This is a genomic window from Halpernia humi (assembly GCF_900108025.1).
Lineage (GTDB): Bacteria > Bacteroidota > Bacteroidia > Flavobacteriales > Weeksellaceae > Halpernia > Halpernia humi.
In genome coordinates, this window is record NZ_FNUS01000001.1 from 177,879 (window position 1) to 196,021 (window position 18,143).

The window sequence follows — 18,143 nt, forward strand, 5'->3', positions numbered from 1 at the left end:
AAAGTTTCTCAAAAAAGTCAGAAGATTCTATTTTAGAAATTGCAGAAGACTTGATTGAAGATATTTTGAAACCTCATTATGTAGCGCAACAGGAAGATGAGTGGTGGAAAAAAAAGAGGAAATTTAGGAGGTGAATTATCAAAAAAAATGATTAGTATTCTATATAATGTTTGTTATTTCAAACAAAAACAATATATTTGTATGAAATAACAGACGTTATGAATAAAAAAGAACAATTTATCCTTCCTAAATTTACTCAATTATTGGAAGAAATGGGAGAGAATATCAAACTTGCTAGAAAGCGGCGAAAATTAACAGCAGTTCAAGTAGCAGAAAGGGCAGGAATTGCTCGTTCAACCTTGTATTTAATAGAAAAAGGCGATTCCAGCGTTTCTTTTGGTGCGTATTTTAATGTTTTGCGAGTTTTGAGATTACAAGATGATGTTTTGAAATTGGCAGCAGATGATGAATTTGGCAGAAAACTTCAAGATTTGGAATTACTTAAATAGTAAGAAACATGAAAAAAGGAAAATTTAACATTTACGTATTTGCAGATTGGAAAGGAATATCTGTTCATAAACATATAGGTATTTTTTCAGCACATTATGGCAAAGGAAAAAAAGCATTGAGTTTTGAGTATGATAAAAATTGGTTGAAGACGGAAAATCAGTGGCTTATCGATCCAGATATTCAGTTTTTTTCCGGTGCACAATTTCCTGATAATAAAGAAAATTTTGGACTTTTTTTAGACAGTATGCCCGATACTTGGGGAAGAACTTTAATGAAAAGAAAAGCGGCACAGCAAGCAGGAGAAAATAATGAAAAACCACAAATTCTTTATGAAATTGATTACCTTCTTGGCGTATTTGACAAAACCAGAATGGGTGCTCTAAGGTTTAAAACTTCTCTTGATGGATCATTTCTAGATGATGATCAAAATAACTCAACTCCACCTTGGTCGTCCATTCGAGAACTTCAAGCAGCAGCAAAAAATCTTGAAGATGATGAAAATGCAGACGTCAAAAAATGGTTAGCAATTCTTTTGGCTCCCGGATCTTCTTTAGGTGGAGCAAGACCAAAAGCAAATATTGAGGATGAAAATGGAGATTTGTGGATTGCTAAATTTCCTTCTAAAAATGATACAATTGATAAAGCAGCATGGGAATTTTTAGCATACCAATTGGCATTGGATAGTGGAATTGAAATGTCTGAATGCAAAATTGAAAAAATTGCTGGTAAACATTATACTTTTTTCACGAAAAGATTCGATAGAGAAAGCAATCAGAGAATTCACTTTGCATCGGCAATGACTATGACTGGTAATAATGAAGAAGCACTGCGATTTTCAACAGCCAGTTATCTTGATATTGTAGAATTTATTTTAAATTTTGGCGCAAATATAAATGACAATCTTCATCAGTTGTGGCGAAGAATAGTTTTCAATATTTGTATTTCAAATACGGATGATCATTTAAGAAATCATGGTTTTATTCTAACACATAAAGGTTGGATTTTATCTCCTGCTTATGACTTAAATCCTTCTGTTGAAAAAAACGGATTGGCTTTAAATATAGATATGGACGATAATTCCTTGAATATAGAATTAGCAAAAAGTGTCGGTATTTATTTTAGATTAAATGAAACCGAAATGAATTCCATAATTTCTGAAGTAAAAAAAGCAGTCAGCAACTGGAAAAATATTGCCTCAGAAATCGGAATTTCACGAGGTGAACAGGAACTGATGAAAAGTGCTTTTCTATATTGAATCTGTAACGAATTCGATAATATTTTCCACAATTGAGTTTTTATTTTCACTACGCCACGTTTCGGCGTAGTCATTTTTCATCTTTGTATTCTAAAACAAAAGAGCATAGAAACAAAAGTGAATTTTAATGTGATGGAAGCAATTGAAACTATTTATCAATAATTTTAAAAAAATCATTAAAAGTTTCTCAAAAAAACCAGAAGATTCTATCTTAAAACTTACAGAATAATTAATTGATGATGTTTTGAAACCTCATTATGTAGCGCAACATGAGTACGAATGGTGGAAAATGAAGAGGAAATTTAGGACATAAATTTTCAAAATGAATGATTAACATTTTTTAGGAAAAATAAAATAGCAATTATTCTAATTTGCGGTAAATAACATTTCTATTCGTCGCAAATTTGCGGTAATTAATTCGTATATTTACCGCATTAAAAATAATGATAATGGCAAAGTACATCTATCAAAATAAAAATTGGACAAACTTTACTTGGCAAGATAAAGCCATCAATACCGTTTTTGGCGATGTGCGTCATCTGCAAGGAAAAATTGCTGGACAAATGATTTCTCTTGGTTTTTCTGCAAAAGAAGAAGCCAATCTTACTACACTAACTTTAGATGTGGTAAAATCTTCTGAAATAGAAGGCGAACAATTGAATTATGATCAAGTGCGATCTTCCATAGCAAGACGTTTAGGTTTAGATGTAGCAGGTCTAGTTCCAACCGATAGAAATGTTGAAGGAGTTGTAGAAATGATGTTAGATGCCACTCAAAATTATTTACAGCCTATAACCGATGACCGTTTATTTGGATGGCATTCAGCGTTATTTCCTACTGGACACAGCGGGATGTATAAAATTGAAGTAGGAAAATACCGAACTGGAGAAATGCAAATTGTTTCCGGAGCAATGGGTAAAGAAAAAATACAGTACAAAGCCATTGAACCAAAAATGGTACAGCAAGAAATGAATGAATTTATTAATTGGCTGAATAGTGAATCAAAGATAGATTTGGTGCTAAAATCTGCCATTGCTCATTTTTGGTTTATCATTATACATCCATTTGATGATGGAAACGGAAGAATTGCGAGAGCGATTTCAGATTTATTATTGGCGCGTGCAGATGGAAGTTCGGAACGATTTTATAGCATGTCAAGCCAAATTTTGGTGGAACGAAAACGCTATTACGAAATATTACAAAAAGTACAACACAGCAACGGCGATATTACTGAATGGCTTGAATGGTTTTTGCATTGTTTAAAAAACGCTCTGCAAGAAACTGAAATCAGTCTAAAAAAAGTAGTTTACAAAACTGAATTCTGGAAATTGCACGAACATACCTCTTTGAACGAAAGACAACGTTTGGTTTTGAATAAGGTATTAGATGGATTTGATGGAAAACTAAAATCATCAAAATGGGCAAAAATAGCGAAATGTTCTACCGATACAGCATTGCGAGACATTAAAGACTTATTGGAAAAGGGAATTTTAAAACAAGAAGAACAAGGCGGCCGCAGTACAAATTATGAATTAATGAAAATGGAATGAACTTAAAAACCTCTGAAATAAAAAACTATTAACAACTAATTAAATCGCAGGAGATCACATTCCTGCTTTTTCGTTTGCAGAAGACTTTGATAAATAAAATTTAAAAGAAGAAATCATCGATTTTTTTCTGTAACAAATGTCCAGTTTTTTGCATAATAAACTGGACATTTTTTTCTATTTTGTATAAAAAAAACGACGAAAATTACTTATTTTAGAGTAATTAATACAAATCGTCTCTAAAAAATTAAAGGTTTCACTACTATTATTTTTACTTTAATGTCATAATGAATTAAGCAAATTGCTTTTCTATATTGAATCTGTAACGAATTCGATAATATTTTCCACAATTAAGTTTTTATTTTCACTACGCCACGTTTCGGCGTAGTCATTTTTCATCTTTGTATTCTAAAACAAAAGGATATGGAAACAAAAGTGAATTTTAATGTGATGGAAGCAATTGAAACTATTTATCAATTTTCCAAAGATAGTCAACTGCGACAACCACTTTTTGAAGTGGTAGAAAATGAAATCAAACTGCTTTCGAATTATTTGCAACTCAATGACATTGAAACGGTTTTATTCGCAAACACCTTCGTTTTATGGTTTGAAAATAGCAGTTTTAATGCTGTTTTTGATCATTTTGGACTTTCCAATTTTCAGGTTTTGAAATATAGAGAATCTATCGAAATGTTGTACAATCGAAATCTTTTGATGAATAAAAACGCACACAAACAGCAAATTTCATCTTACGAACTTTCCCAAAATATCATCAATTCTATTTCTAGAAACCAACTCATTAAATATTCTAAAATTGAAGAATCTTCGTGCAAAAAAAACTTGGTAGATTTTCTAGAAGAATTTGATAAAATGAGCGACCAATTTGATAGAGAATTAATCAGTCACTATGATTTCACAGAATATATTGCAACCCTTTGCTTCGACAATTTAGAAATGCCCATTTTCCGGGAAATCAAAAATTATCAACTCGATCCGTTCGAAACTTATTTCTTTTTAGATACCATTTGGGATTGTATCACTTGCGGCGATAATGATTTTAACACTTTTGTTCAATCTACAGTCAATGATTATTTTCCAAAAAAAAGTCAAGCGATGAGATTTCATAAATTAATAATTAACAAAGAAACCAAACTTTCAAAACTCAATTTAATTGAAATTTCAAAAGAAAATTTTCAAAATAGAAATAAGGCGAAACTTTCCAAAAAAGTAACCGATTTTCTGCGAGATAATGAAGATTTAATGATTGATGAAACTTCAAATAACCATTCAAAACTTATTAAAGCAAAAGATATTTCGGCGAAAAAACTATTCTACAATTTTGAAGAAAACAACCAATTGCAGCAAATTTTAAATATTTTGGATGATGGTAAATTTAAAGAAATGCAACAAAGATTGAAAGAAAAATCATTGCCAATTGGACTTACAACAATTCTTCACGGCGTTCCCGGAACTGGGAAAACGGAAAGTGTTTATCAGTTGGCAAAAGAATCTGGCAGAAATATTTTTAAAGTAGATATTTCCGAAACCAAAAGCATGTGGTTTGGCGAAAGTCAGAAACTAGTAAAGAAAATTTTCACGGAATATCAAGAAATGAAAAAGACAGAAGAACTTTGCCCAATTCTTTTATTTAATGAAGCCGATGCCATTATTGGCAAACGCAAATCTGCAGGAATTTCCAATGTTGCGGACACCGAAAATTCAATTCAAAATGTTATTTTAGAAGAGATGGAAAAATTTGACGGAATCCTTTTCGCTACCACAAATTTGGTTGAAAATATGGATGCTGCTTTTGAACGCCGATTTTTATTTAAAGTAAAATTTGAGCAACCTTCCTTTGAAAATTCAGCAAAAATATGGCAAGAAAAACTTCCCCTTCTTTCGGAAAAAGAAAGCCAAATTCTTGCCGAGAAATTCAAATTTTCTGGTGGAGAAATGGAAAATATTGCCCGAAAATGGGCGATGCAGGAAATTCTGGAAAACAAAAAACTAAAATTTTCTGATATTGAAAATCTTTGCAAAAATGAAAAATGGAGTGAGAAATGTGAAAATAGGAAAATTGGGTTTTGAAAAACGTTCTTCACTTTGTCAAAATTTTGCACAGCATGAAAATAACTTTGACAAAGTTTTTTTTACCGCCTCATTTTGTCCGAATCCAAATCTAATTTTGTGCTACTAACTTTTTAAAAACAAAAATTATGTCACAAATTATTACACGCGGAAAAGAATTAATCCGCATTTCGCCAAAAGACAACAAAAAATTAGAAAAATCAACAAACGGAGGTGTAAGTTGGATCACTAGATTTAATGGTTCATCTTCAGTTGGTGAATTTCAAGATCTTACAGATATTGGAAAAGAAATTTTGGGAACGACTTCCAAAGGTCTTTTTAAGTCAACTAATGACGGTATTTCTTGGATAAGAAAATCTTAAATTTTCCATCTCAACTTTGCCAAAGTTCAAAATCTTTGGCAAAGGTTTTTTTAACCGCCATATTTTGTCGTTCTACTTTTCTATCTTTGAAATAAATTAAAACAAAATGGCAAAAAACGAACAAATGCTTCGCTTAAAATTCATAGAAGAATTGCTAAGAAGAAGAAAAGAAAAAGGAGCGTCTTACAAAGAAATTGAAGATTTTTTACAAGAAAAATTTAACGAAAAAGGTCTGACTCTCAAATTTACAGAACGCACTTTTTTGCGTGATAAAGTTGCAATTTCAGATGTTTTTGGGATCAGCATTTCTTACTCCCGACAAAGAAATATTTATTTCATTGAAGATGAAGAACTAGAACTTTTTCAAGAAAGTGTTTTTGATCAATTACTTCTCGTAGAAGCCTATAGACAAACAAAGGGCAATACCGATGTGATGTTTTTTGAACATAGAAGAGCCAGAGGTTTAGAACACCTTCATGGGATTATTCATGCCATTACCAATAAAAAAGTCATCAAATTTAATTACCAAAAATTTTGGGAAAACGAAAAATTCGAGAAGTTAGTAGAGCCTTATGCTTTGAAAGAATTTAAAAACCGATGGTACCTTTTAGCAGCCGATTTTAAACCTAAAAATGGAGAATTTTTTCTAAAAACTTTTGGTTTAGATCGAATTTCAGACCTGGAAATCACTAGTTCTACATTCAAAAGAAAAACGATAAATATAGAAGAAACTTACAAGTATTTTTTTGGAATCATCAACGCAACTGGCGACGAGCCACAAGAAATTTTACTTAAATTCGATAGCGAACAAGCCAATTATGTGAAAGCATTAAAGTTGCATAATTCCCAAACAATTGTTTCGGAAAACGCAGAAGAAACCGTTTTCAGAGTATTTTTAGTGCCAACTTACGATTTTCAGAGAGAAATTCTGTCTTACGGAAATCGCGTGAAAATCATCTCGCCCGAAAGTTTCAAAAACCAAATGAAAGCAGAAGTAGAAGATATGTTGAAAAATTTTGTTTAAGTATAAAATAATGAAAAACCTTTCCAAATCTAAATTTGTTTCCGGAATTCAATGTGAAAAAAAACTGTGGTTTGATTTCTACAGAAAAGATTTAAAACCAGAAACTGACGCCCAAACACAAGCGGTTTTTGATCTCGGGCATCGCATCGGAATATTGGCGCAAGAAATGTTCCCCAACGGAAAAGATGCGACACCAGAAGATTATTCCAACTTAAAACCTTCTATAGAAAATACAAAAAAATGGATTTCCGAAAAAGTAGAAACCATTTATGAAGCCACTTTTAGCGTGAAAAATGCTTTTTGCATGCTCGATATATTGCACAGAAATGATGATGAAGTTTGGGCAATTGAAGTGAAAAGCAGTACTTCTGTGAAAGAGTATCATTTAACAGATGCTTCGCTACAATATTTTGTGATGAAAAATGCGGGTTTTGTACCAGATCGATTTTTCATGATGTTCGTCAATAATCAATACATAAAACATGGTGAAATTACCTCTGAAATCTTCATATTAGAAGACATTACGGAAGAAGTTATCGCAAATCAAGATTGGGTTGCAGAAAATTTGGATCGATTATTGAAAATGTTGGAAATTGAACAAGAACCAGTGGTGGAAATTGGCGCACATTGTTCCAATCCTTTTGGTTGCGATTACGCCCATCATTGCTGGAAACATGTTCCACAATATTCTGTTTTTAATTTATATCGAGGTGGAAAAAAAGGTTGGAATCTTTACGAGCAAAATATTTTAAAAATTGACGAAATTCCAGATGATTTTACTTTGACGCATTTTCAAAATCTTCAACGAAACGGGTTGAAAAATGATGAAACTTATATGAATAAATTAGCCATTAAAAATCTGATTTCTAATTGGGAATTTCCGCTTTATTTCTTTGATTTTGAAACTATTTTTCCTGCAATTCCAGTTTTTGATGGAACACGACCTTACCAGCAAGTTCCGTTTCAATATTCGCTGCATATTTTGGATAAAGACGGAAATCTTTCGCATAAAGAGTTTCTCGCTAATCCCGAAGATTTCAGTAATGGTGAAAATCCTTTAAAACAAATGGTGGGACAATTGAAAAAAGATTTTGGCAGCAAAGGAAATATTGTGACATACAACCAAAGTTTTGAAAAAGGAAGATTAAACGAATTAGCACAATTTTTCCCTGAAGACGCGCATTTTCTACATCAATTAGTAGATCGAATTGTAGATTTACTTCCTGTTTTTCAAGGTGGATATTGCTATTTTCCTGCCATGAAAAATTCGGCTTCTATCAAATCTGTTTTACCTGCAATTGCACCGGATTTTACTTATGCAAATTTAGAAATTCAAGACGGCGGATCTGCAAGTTCTTTGTTTGAGAAATCCATAGAAAATGGAAATTTTATAGATGATAATCTTCGCGAAAACCTTTTGAAATATTGCGAAAGAGATACGCTTGCAATGGTGATTATCTACCAATTTTTAGTTGATTTATTTTAATTTTAAAATAAATAAAACGACATTTTAAACGCCATGTTTTGTCTGAATCCCTTGGTAATTTTACAGTATTAAAAAATCAATACTATTAAAAATTTTAATTATGAAATCGCCATGATCTGCTAATGCAAACACCTATGAAGATTCAGCGAGTGCAGATGACCTAAAAAAAACAATAAACATCTATATATGAAAGGCGAAAGAGACACCGTATTCCAAATGACAAATGAAAATAATCTCATCCAAATTATTTGTTTAAAAAAAGAAGAACAACAAGGATTCGACTATTTTGTGGAAGAACTCAATCATCAGAATTTAGATTTTGTAAAACCAAAAATTCACGAAAGTTTTTATAGCGCTTTTGATGAATTAAACGAGAGATTTCCGTGGCATACTTATCATTTGGAATATTCGGATGAAGATTTCAGAGATTACGTCGCAGATTGCTTGGTAGAAAAAGTAAATGACAGCAAGCGCATGTTTTTTGCGCCAAGAAAACGCCACTTCGAAGACATTTTAAAAATTCACTTAAAAACGAAAGACGTTAAAGTAAAAACTGGCGTATTTAGTATTGAAGTCTGCAACCTCAATAAGGAAACGCAATATTTTTACCAAGAATTTGTAGATTCTTACGCCCAAGAAATCGGTCAGAAATTTAAACTCGAGAGCACCACAGAAACTTGGGAAACTTACAGTTCAGATTCGTTTGATTTTATAGGTAATATAGAGGTCTTAGGAAATTCTGTTTTAAAAGACAGCGATGGCGATATTTGTTACGTTTTGGCAGCGGATAAATATAAGTTTACAGCAACGCCGCTCACTTATACCGCCCAGAAATGGGAGTGGAATTTTGTAAAAAGAAATTAAATGTAACAATCTAAAAATCAGTTTTTTAAAAAAGAAAACAAAAAATTTCACCATTATACGGTTTGCCTTTTTTTTACTTTAAATTCTTTGCTTAAATTACACTCTTTTTAAAAATTAAAACTTACAATGAATCAAAATTGCTTTTATAAGATCATTTTTTTCTTTTATTAGCGATTGAAATTTGTTGTTTTTCTTTCATTTATTTAATTAAAATCTGCTTTTATTTATTTATTTTAGTGCACCAAACAAAAAACTAAATGGCTTTCAACGAAGATTCTCGCGTAAAAATTCCTGCAATACTGCATTTGATGCGTTTGGGATATCAATATATTTCGAAAGGAGAGCAAAAGAGAATTGAAGAAAGCAACATATTTCCTGATATTTTTAAAGAAAGTCTGCAGAGAATAAATCCTGAAGTTAGCGATGCAGAACTGGATTTGTTATTGGATGAAATCAATTTGAAGTTGGATTTTGAAGATTTGGGAGAAGATTTCTACAAAAATTTGGTTTCTGGTTCGGGAATTAAATTAATAGATTTTGAAAATTTTAATAACAATTCTTTTCACGTTACTACAGAACTGACTTGTAAAAATGAAGACGAGGAGTTTCGTCCAGATATTACGATTTTAATTAATGGATTGCCTTTAGCGTTTATCGAAGTGAAAAAACCCAACAATAAAGAAGGTGTTTTGGATGAACGCAAAAGAATGAATGCGAGATTTAAAAATAAAAAATTCCGGAAGTTCGCCAATATTACGCAGTTGATGATCTTTTCCAATAATATGGAATATGAAGATGGCGTGATAGAGCCAATTCAAGGTGCGTATTATACCACTTCGGCTTATGCAGATTTAAGGTTTAATTATTTTCGTGAAGATGCAGATTTCCCAGTAATCACCAAATTTATTCCTGATTCTGAAGCACTGGAAAATTTTGTTTTGAAAGATAATAATTTGAGTGCGATAAAACATTCACCAGAATTTATCACCAATAAACATTACGATTCTCCAACCAATAGAATTCTCACTTCACTTTTAAGCAAACAAAGATTTGCATTCGTTTTAAAATATGCTTTGGCTTATGTGGAAGAAGAATCTGGTTTAGAAAAACACATAATGCGTTATCCGCAGATGTTTGCAACCATGGCCATTGCGAAAACGCTGGACGATGGCATCAAAAAGGGAATTATTTGGCATACACAAGGTTCCGGTAAAACGGCTTTAGCATATTACAACGTAAAATTTCTGACAGATTATTTTCAAAAGAAAAATATAATTCCAAAATTCTTTTTCATTGTTGATAGAATAGATTTATTGATACAATCTTCCACTGAATTTTCGAATCGTGGTTTGAAGGTCAATAAAGTCAATTCTCGTGCAGAATTTTTAAAAGAAATAAAGAAAGTAAGCGCGCTTCAAAATGATTCTGGTGAAATGGAAATCACCGTTGTCAATATTCAAAAATTTACGGAAGATTCTACCGTTACGGAAGAAATTGATTACGACATCAACACTCAAAATATTTATTTTTTAGACGAAGCGCACCGAAGTTACAACCCGAAAGGAAGTTATCTCGCCAATCTTTTAAATTCAGATAAAAATGCGGTAAAAATCGCTTTAACAGGAACGCCACTTTTAAAAGAAGTTACCCGGCTTTATGATTCTAAAGATTTGTTTGGCAATTACATTCACAAATATTATTACAACCGATCTATTGCTGATGGTTATACTTTACGCCTGATTCGGGAAGGAATTGATACCAAATTCAGAATGAAGATGAAGGAAATTTTGGATCAAATCGAAATTTTAAAAGGAGAAATTGGCAAAGAAAAAGTTTATGCGCACGATAAATATGTAGAACCTTTGCTGGAATACATTGTTGATGATTTAATAGAATTTAGAAAACAAGAAGACGACAGTTCTTTAGGTGGAATGGTCGTTTGTGATTCTTCTGCTCAAGCGCAAAATCTGTTTCGATATTTTGAGGAAACTTACGGCGAACAGGAGGTTTATGCAGCAAATTTAGTTGCAGAACCTTATAATCCTTACAAAACACCAAATCCAAAACTGAAAGCCGCGCTCATTCTTCACGATGAAAATGATAAGGAAATTCGCAAAGATTTAATAAAAGCCTACAAACACAGCAAAGTAGATTTACTTTTTGTTTACAATATGTTGCTCACAGGTTTTGATTCCAAAAGATTGAAAAAACTGTATTTGGCAAGAGTCATAAAAGATCACAATCTTTTGCAGACTTTAACGCGTGTCAACAGACCTTATAAGAGTTTTAGATACGGTTACGTTGTAGATTTTGCAGATATTTCTAAAGCATTTGATAAAACCAATGAATTGTATTTGGATGAACTAAATGCAGAATTGGGCGATGAAATGAAAAACTACAGCAATCTCTTTAAATCCAGAGAAGAGATTGAAAATGACCTGAAAGAACTGAAAGAAATTCTCTTTCAATTTGATACCAATAACAAAGAAAGATTTTCGCAACAAATCAGTGAATTAAGAGATAAACCGGATTTGCTAAAAATCATCAAAGCCTTGCGAAATGCGAAAGAATTGAAAAACATCATTCGTCTTGGTGAAGAAGATCTACAGGATCTTTTGCAGAAAATAGATTTTAATAAACTCAATATTTTTCTTGCCGAAGCGCAAAGACAATTAGATAAACTCAATCTTATAGATTCCATCAACAATGAGCAGAAAACGCAAAATCTGTTGAATGTGGCTTTAGAAGATATTTGGTTTTCTTTTGTGAAAGTTTCAGAGAACGAATTGATTTTAGCAGACGAGCAAAAAGGTCAGATGCGGAAAACCAGAGAAGCCTTGCAAAGAAATATCGACCAAACGGATCCGCAATTTATCACGCTTCGGGAAGAACTGGAAAACATTTTTAAGAAAAAAAATCTGGAAGAAATCACGCAGGAAGGAATGCGTGAAAATATTCAACTGCTGAAAACCATTTACGAAAGGGTTTTAAAACTGAACCAAGCCAATGAAAATTTGCAACACAAATATTTGGAAGATGAAAAATATGTTCGCATTCACAAAAGATTGATGGAAAAAGGAAATCTTAACTTGAAACAAACCCAACTTTACGATGCACTTCTGAAAGTAAAAGAACAAACCGACGAACAAATTCTACATAACAGCAATATCATAGATAACGACGCTTATTTTAAAAAATATTTGATGACTTTGGTGATCAATGAATTTAAAAACAACAGCGATGTGAAAGTAGATTTTGAAACCACAAAACAAATAAACCAACTCATTGTTGCAGAATACCAACAACAATACAACGGATACAGAATATGAGCGACCTGCAATTTATAACGCAAACCAAACATTTAATTGATGAATTAAAAAGCGTTTGCGCCAATTACGGACTGGGAAATGACGGCAACGAATTTAAAATTATTACTCAGGTTTTCCTCTACAAATTCATTAATGACAAATACATTGATGAAGCCAAAAAAGAAAATAAATCTTTAAAAAATGCCGAAAAGTTTCAAGAGGCGCTGGAAGAATTATCGGAAGAAGAACTTAATTTTTTGAATTATGGAATGAACCCAGATATTCCGAAACTGCAACCCAATCACACGATTTCTTATCTTTTTAACCGCCAAAACGAAGCGGATTTTGGAAAGTTGTTTGATGATACTCTGCGTGCAATCAGCATTGATAATTCTGATATATTTTCTGTAAAATCTGCGACTGGTGCGAAAGATAAACTCTTTGATGAATTGTCTAATTATATTTCTGATGCTTCACAACGAGATGCTTTTTGCCGTGCTTTAATCAATAAAGTAGCGACTTTCAGTTTTGGCAAAATGTTCAGCGAAAAATATGATTTCTTTGCCACAATTTTTGAATATTTAATTAAAGATTACAACTCGGATAGTGGAGGGAAATACGCCGAATATTACACGCCACACGCAGTTGCGAGAATTATGGCGCAAATTCTGGTGCAAGAACCGCAGCAAGGCGTGAAAGTCTATGATCCAAGTGCAGGTTCTGGAACATTGCTGATGAGTTTGGCGCATAAAATTGGCGAGAAAAATTGCAGCATTTATTCGGAAGATATTTCCCAGAAATCTTCTACGATGTTGAGGTTGAATTTAATTCTCAACCATTTATCCCAAAGTATTCCCAATATTATCCGAAGCAATACCATTGCAAATCCGTCTTATTTAGAAACTAAATTTGATTACATCGTTTCTAATCCGCCGTTTAAATTAGATTTTTCAGATTTTCGGGAAGATTTAGAAAAAGACAAATTCAAAGAGCGGTTTTTTGCCGGAATTCCAAATGTCCCGAAAGCCAAAAAAGAATCCATGGCCATTTATTTAATGTTCATTCAGCATATTATGTACAGTTTGAACGATACGGGAAAAGCGGCAATTGTAGTTCCCACAGGTTTCATCACCGCGCAATCTGGAATTGAAAAAAAGATAAGGGAAAAGTTGATCAATAATGGTTGGTTGAAAGGTGTGGTAAGTATGCCGAGTAATATTTTTGCGAGTACCGGAACCAATGTTTCTGTGTTGATTTTAGACAAATTAGCAGACAACGAACATATTGTATTAATGGATGCTTCTAAACTTGGCGAAACCGTGAAAGAAGGCAAAAACCAGCGAACCGTTCTCACAGCCGAAGAAGAAAATAAAATAATTGAAACTTTTAACAAGAAAGAAGCAGTAGAAGATTTATCTGTGGTAGTTTCTAAAGATGAAATTGCTGCCAAGAATTATTCTTTTTCAGCCGGACAATATTTTGAAGTAAAGATTGAATACATCGACATTACCGCAGAAGAATTTGCAGAAAAAATGATGGGGTTTGAAAATAATCTGACAGATATGTTTGCCGAAGGTGCAGAGTTGGAAAAGAAGATTCAGGAGAATTTGAAAAAATTGAGGTATGAATAAATTTTTAGAAAAATCTGCTAATGAAAATTTAGTTAATGAGCTTTCCACTTTAATTGAACATAGTAAAAAACAAGTACAAACTGTTGCTAATAGTGCGCTTACCTTGTTGTTTTGGCAAGTTGGCAAGCGGATTAATGAAGAAATCCTGAATAATGAGCGTGCTGAATATGCAAAAGCAATTGTTTCTACCGTCGCTACTCAATTAGAAAGTAAATATGGACGAAGTTTTACCGAAAGAAATGTAAGACGAATGATGCAATTCTCAAATGATTTTTCTGATTTATCAATTGTGTCGCCACTGGCTACACAATTGAGTTGGTCTCATTTTATAGAATTATTTCCCCTGAAATCAAAAGAATCTAAACTTTTTTATGCTCAAAAATCAATTGAGGAACAATGGGGGAAACGTGAACTACGCAATCAAATAAGCAGAAAAGCTTTTGAACGAAAAGAAATAGCGGATACGCATTTGTCAAAATTTCCATCAGATTTGCAAAACACCTTCAAAGATCCTTATTTATTAGATTTTTTAAACTTGAAAAATACTTATTTAGAAAATGATTTAGAACGTGCAATTTTACAAGAGCTAGAAAATTTTATATTAGAATTGGGCAAAGGTTTTGCCTTTATGGAGCGTCAAAAACGAATGATTATTGATGGCGAAGATTTTTATTTGGACCTTTTATTTTTTAACCGAAAATTAAAGAGGCTGGTTGCAATAGAATTAAAACTGGGGAAATTTGAAGCCTCGCACAAAGGTCAAATGGAATTGTACCTAAAATGGCTAAACAAATATGAAAAACAAGAAGGCGAAAACGAACCCATTGGTTTGATTTTATGTGCCGAAAGCAACAAGGAGCAAGTGGAATTATTAGAAATGCACAAAGACGGAATTATGGTAGCCGAATATTGGACAACTTTACCACCAAAAGCTGAACTAGAAGCGAAAATACACCAACTATTAATTGAGGCTAAAGAACGAATTGAGCGAAATAGAATTTATTAAATAATGAAAAATCTAGCATTTTTATCGAGAAATTATACGCAAAATACGCTTTCATTGGTGGTTGAGCTTGCCGAAACCACCATTCAAAAACAATTAAAAGGGTTGAAGTATGGATAATGTAATTTTAAATGATGTAATAAATGTTATTAGCGGTGGAACGCCAAAAACTAATAATTCTGAATATTGGGAAAATGGTACAATTGGCTGGTTATCAATTAATGACTTCAATAATGACTTAAGAAAAGTATATATTTCTGAAAAAAAAATTACAGAAAAAGGATTAAAAAATAGCAGTACCAAATTATTAAAAGTAGATGATTTGATAATTTCAGCAAGAGGAACTGTCGGTGTCCTTGCGCAAATTGGTTTTCCAATGGCTTTTAACCAGTCATGTTTTGGTTTAAGAGGTAAAGAAGATATAGTGGATAATACCTATTTATATTATTGTCTTAAAAACTATGTTTCCAATATTCAGAAACGAGGTCAAGGATCTGTATTTAATACTATCAATTTAGATAGTTTTAAATTAATGGAAATTAATATAGAAAATTTTATTAATCAGAAAAAAATCGCCGCTGTTCTTTCCGCATTAGATGATAAAATTGAGTTGAACAATCAACTCAATGCAGAATTAGAACAGATGGCAAAAACCATTTATGATTATTGGTTTGTGCAGTTTGATTTTCCAGATGAAAACGGTAATCCTTACAAATCTTCTGGCGGAAAAATGATTTATGATGAGGTTTTGAAAAGGGAAATTCCGGTTGGTTGGGAAGTGAAAATATTGAGTGAAGTCGCAAATATTACAATGGGACAATCGCCTTCTGGAGAATCATACAATGAACAAAATAAAGGAATGATATTTTTTCAAGGTTCTACGGATTTTGGGTGGCGTTTTCCTGAAAATAGGATTTACACAACTTCCCCAACAAGATTTGCAAAAGAAAATGACATTTTATTAAGCGTTCGTGCACCAATTGGAACTATGAATATTGCAATGTATGATTGTTGTATTGGTCGTGGACTTTCTGCTTTAAATAGTAAAGAAAATTTTAATTCATTTTTAATTTATCAAATGAATTATTTTAAGAAGAAATTCGATTATTTAAATTCAGTCGGAACTACTTTTGGCTCATTGACAAAAGATGATTTATACAATTTAGAATTTTGTTATCCAAGCGAAAATATCCTCAGAAAATTTGAAAAGACAGTTTCAACCTTCGATAGTAAAATAAAAATCAACTCGAAACAAAACCAAGAACTCGCACAATTGCGGGATTGGTTGTTGCCGATGTTGATGAATGGGCAGGTTAGGGTTGGTTCTGGCGAATATGAAAGGGAAGAAGGTGGTTTGGTAATGGTGGCGGAAGGGAAAGGGAAATATTAAAAAGACTAATTATGATTGAATCAAAAAAAGAAGATAATAGATTATGGGAACCCTTTGTAATTGTTATACTTGTTATTGCAGGTATTTTACTTTTATTTAGTTTATTTAGTCCATACATTTTTACGCGGATAACAAAAGATGTTAATTACCAATTTGATGCAAATAGTGGTGTAATTGGAGATACCTTTGGCATTATGAATCCGTTTATTGGATTGATTGGCATTTTACTAACTTTTCTCGCTTTCTATATGCAGATAAAAGCAAATGAAGAACAAATAAAACAATTTAATTTAACTAGGGACGACGATAAAAAAATGTTACTACAAACGCAGAAAATTGAAGCGTTTGACAATCTAGATCTTCTATCTGTGAATTTAGATTCTATAATTAAAGATTTAAATCATAAAGGCGAAAGGATTAAAGAATATGAAAATTCTTTAAGAAATGAACCTCTCAATTCTCATCTATTATTGCACACTTCTTCCAAAAATTATGGTACTATTTTAGATATTAATAGAGGTGCAATATACAAGGCTTATCGTTTTTTCAAAGTCTCTAATACCGAAGACTATATTAAATTATATAACATTTTAGATTTTCTACCAGAATTTTTTGACGATTTTTATCCTAAAATTTCTGCTTACATAAGTGATTCATTTAATACAAAAATGTCAATCAGAAATAAAATTATTGAGTTTTTAAACCAGAATGCTGAATTTCTAATCCATTTAAAATCAGAGTTAGGTGAAAATTATTTGCTTAATGAAAATGCATTTGCAGCAAACGATGCAATTAGAATAAATTATGAAATTATTAAAGAAAATTATGACGAAGATGGTAATCCTTTATCAGAAACAGATTGGATGGAAATAGATTCAAAACTATTAAAAACATTCATTGAAAGAACTTCTTCAATAAATAATCAAGGTAATTTGGATACTAGATTATTGCCAATAATAACAATGTCAAGTGATATTAGAAAAGATATTAAATTGATAACTCAAAGAGCAAAAGAATTTTCTGAACAAATTACTTTACAATGTAATGATTTATTTAATGATGAAATTGGTGAATTGAGCGTTGAAACTACGTTAATAAAAATTAATGAGAAAATTAAAAATTCTCTGGAAGTGGCGCAAATTGAGATTGATTTATTTTATATAACTAATTAAAAAAATTATGAATTATTTATTATTTGGCGGTCAACCAGACACTGGAAAAACTTCTACAATAACTAGATTGACAATTACTTTAATTTCTATTCCATTTGCATTTAGCATAGTTGATGGTGTTTTTTCGCCAATTAGTGGAAATGATTTTTTAATTTTAATTGAAAGGATAAATTTGGGTCAAAGCCAGTTTATCATTATTAATTCAGCCACTGATGATAAAGTATGTATTGACAATTTAGTAGAATTTATTAAAAAGCATAACGACAAAAATATTGATTTGGTCATTAGTAGTGTTCGAGATATTGGTTGGGAAAGAACTTATTTCTTTAGTTCATTAAAATTCAATGAGACTGATGCAAACGTTTTTGAAATTCCTTTGGCAAGAGTAACAAGAAGAAGTACATCGGGGCTATTTGCACCGGCAATAAATTGGTACGAAACAACTTTGGATAGACATATAAATTTTATCATAACAAATCCACCTTTTAATTTATAATATGTCA

At 31.9% G+C, this 18,143-nt stretch carries 14 protein-coding genes; all 14 read left to right on the forward strand.

The genetic code is table 11. From position 1 onward, the window contains the following. Positions 1-218: 218 nt before the first annotated feature. The 14 genes from C4S29_RS00885 to C4S29_RS00950 all read left to right on the forward strand — a co-directional run bounded on the left by C4S29_RS00885 (position 219) and on the right by C4S29_RS00950 (position 18,136). Positions 219-509, forward strand: coding sequence for a helix-turn-helix domain-containing protein (locus tag C4S29_RS00885; protein WP_103912242.1), 291 nt, complete (start codon positions 219-221; stop codon positions 507-509). A gap of 8 nt (positions 510-517) precedes the next feature. Next, positions 518-1,765 carry a type II toxin-antitoxin system HipA family toxin gene (locus tag C4S29_RS00890; RefSeq protein ID WP_103912243.1) on the forward strand — a complete coding sequence of 416 codons (1,248 nt, stop codon included), beginning with the start codon at positions 518-520 and terminating at the stop codon, positions 1,763-1,765. Between the two features lie 449 nt (positions 1,766-2,214). Next, positions 2,215-3,315 (forward strand): Fic family protein, encoded by a 1,101-nt coding sequence (locus C4S29_RS00895; protein WP_103913004.1) that lies wholly within the window; start codon positions 2,215-2,217, stop codon positions 3,313-3,315. 420 nt (positions 3,316-3,735) lie between these two features. Further along, entirely contained in the window at positions 3,736-5,400 is a 1,665-nt protein-coding gene (locus C4S29_RS00900; protein ID WP_103912244.1) for an ATP-binding protein, read from the forward strand. Positions 5,401-5,528: 128 nt separating this feature from the next. Continuing rightward, a complete protein-coding gene (locus C4S29_RS00905) occupies positions 5,529-5,762 on the forward strand; it encodes a beta propeller repeat protein (protein ID WP_103912245.1) in 234 nt (77 codons plus the stop codon). A 106-nt stretch (positions 5,763-5,868) separates the two neighbouring features. After that, complete coding sequence (locus tag C4S29_RS00910; RefSeq protein ID WP_103912246.1) at positions 5,869-6,786, forward strand: helix-turn-helix transcriptional regulator; 918 nt, start codon at positions 5,869-5,871, stop codon at positions 6,784-6,786. 10 nt (positions 6,787-6,796) lie between these two features. Then, positions 6,797-8,272 carry a DUF2779 domain-containing protein gene (locus C4S29_RS00915; RefSeq protein WP_103912247.1) on the forward strand — a complete coding sequence of 492 codons (1,476 nt, stop codon included), beginning with the start codon at positions 6,797-6,799 and terminating at the stop codon, positions 8,270-8,272. A gap of 186 nt (positions 8,273-8,458) precedes the next feature. Then, positions 8,459-9,136 (forward strand): hypothetical protein, encoded by a 678-nt coding sequence (locus tag C4S29_RS00920; protein WP_103912248.1) that lies wholly within the window; start codon positions 8,459-8,461, stop codon positions 9,134-9,136. 257 nt (positions 9,137-9,393) lie between these two features. Then, positions 9,394-12,465: a type I restriction endonuclease subunit R gene (locus tag C4S29_RS00925; RefSeq protein ID WP_103912249.1), complete on the forward strand. Its 3,072-nt coding sequence runs from the start codon at positions 9,394-9,396 to the stop codon at positions 12,463-12,465. After that, positions 12,462-14,075, forward strand: coding sequence for an HsdM family class I SAM-dependent methyltransferase (locus tag C4S29_RS00930; RefSeq protein ID WP_103912250.1), 1,614 nt, complete (start codon positions 12,462-12,464; stop codon positions 14,073-14,075). Before C4S29_RS00925 ends, C4S29_RS00930 begins: the two co-directional genes overlap by 4 nt. After that, positions 14,068-15,081: a PDDEXK nuclease domain-containing protein gene (locus C4S29_RS00935; RefSeq protein WP_103912251.1), complete on the forward strand. Its 1,014-nt coding sequence runs from the start codon at positions 14,068-14,070 to the stop codon at positions 15,079-15,081. The genes C4S29_RS00930 and C4S29_RS00935 overlap by 8 nt, the downstream gene beginning before the upstream one ends. A gap of 109 nt (positions 15,082-15,190) precedes the next feature. Beyond that, positions 15,191-16,468, forward strand: coding sequence for a restriction endonuclease subunit S (locus C4S29_RS00940; protein ID WP_103912252.1), 1,278 nt, complete (start codon positions 15,191-15,193; stop codon positions 16,466-16,468). Positions 16,469-16,479: 11 nt separating this feature from the next. After that, the gene (locus tag C4S29_RS00945; RefSeq protein ID WP_103912253.1) at positions 16,480-17,640 is read left to right on the forward strand and encodes a hypothetical protein; all 1,161 of its coding nucleotides are present in this window, start codon (positions 16,480-16,482) and stop codon (positions 17,638-17,640) included. 7 nt (positions 17,641-17,647) lie between these two features. Continuing rightward, positions 17,648-18,136 (forward strand): hypothetical protein, encoded by a 489-nt coding sequence (locus C4S29_RS00950; RefSeq protein WP_103912254.1) that lies wholly within the window; start codon positions 17,648-17,650, stop codon positions 18,134-18,136. The last annotated feature ends 7 nt before the right edge of the window (positions 18,137-18,143 follow it).

Bases quoted from the DNA above. Each gene is read 5' to 3' on its own strand.
- C4S29_RS00885 (WP_103912242.1), top strand. From the start codon at position 219: ATGAATAAAAAAGAACAATTTATCCTTCCTAAATTTACTCAATTATTG.
- C4S29_RS00890 (WP_103912243.1), top strand. From the start codon at position 518: ATGAAAAAAGGAAAATTTAACATTTACGTATTTGCAGATTGGAAAGGA.
- C4S29_RS00895 (WP_103913004.1), top strand. From the start codon at position 2,215: ATGGCAAAGTACATCTATCAAAATAAAAATTGGACAAACTTTACTTGG.
- C4S29_RS00900 (WP_103912244.1), top strand. From the start codon at position 3,736: ATGGAAACAAAAGTGAATTTTAATGTGATGGAAGCAATTGAAACTATT.
- C4S29_RS00905 (WP_103912245.1), top strand. From the start codon at position 5,529: ATGTCACAAATTATTACACGCGGAAAAGAATTAATCCGCATTTCGCCA.
- C4S29_RS00910 (WP_103912246.1), top strand. From the start codon at position 5,869: ATGGCAAAAAACGAACAAATGCTTCGCTTAAAATTCATAGAAGAATTG.
- C4S29_RS00915 (WP_103912247.1), top strand. From the start codon at position 6,797: ATGAAAAACCTTTCCAAATCTAAATTTGTTTCCGGAATTCAATGTGAA.
- C4S29_RS00920 (WP_103912248.1), top strand. From the start codon at position 8,459: ATGAAAGGCGAAAGAGACACCGTATTCCAAATGACAAATGAAAATAAT.
- C4S29_RS00925 (WP_103912249.1), top strand. From the start codon at position 9,394: ATGGCTTTCAACGAAGATTCTCGCGTAAAAATTCCTGCAATACTGCAT.
- C4S29_RS00930 (WP_103912250.1), top strand. From the start codon at position 12,462: ATGAGCGACCTGCAATTTATAACGCAAACCAAACATTTAATTGATGAA.
- C4S29_RS00935 (WP_103912251.1), top strand. From the start codon at position 14,068: ATGAATAAATTTTTAGAAAAATCTGCTAATGAAAATTTAGTTAATGAG.
- C4S29_RS00940 (WP_103912252.1), top strand. From the start codon at position 15,191: ATGGATAATGTAATTTTAAATGATGTAATAAATGTTATTAGCGGTGGA.
- C4S29_RS00945 (WP_103912253.1), top strand. From the start codon at position 16,480: ATGATTGAATCAAAAAAAGAAGATAATAGATTATGGGAACCCTTTGTA.
- C4S29_RS00950 (WP_103912254.1), top strand. From the start codon at position 17,648: ATGAATTATTTATTATTTGGCGGTCAACCAGACACTGGAAAAACTTCT.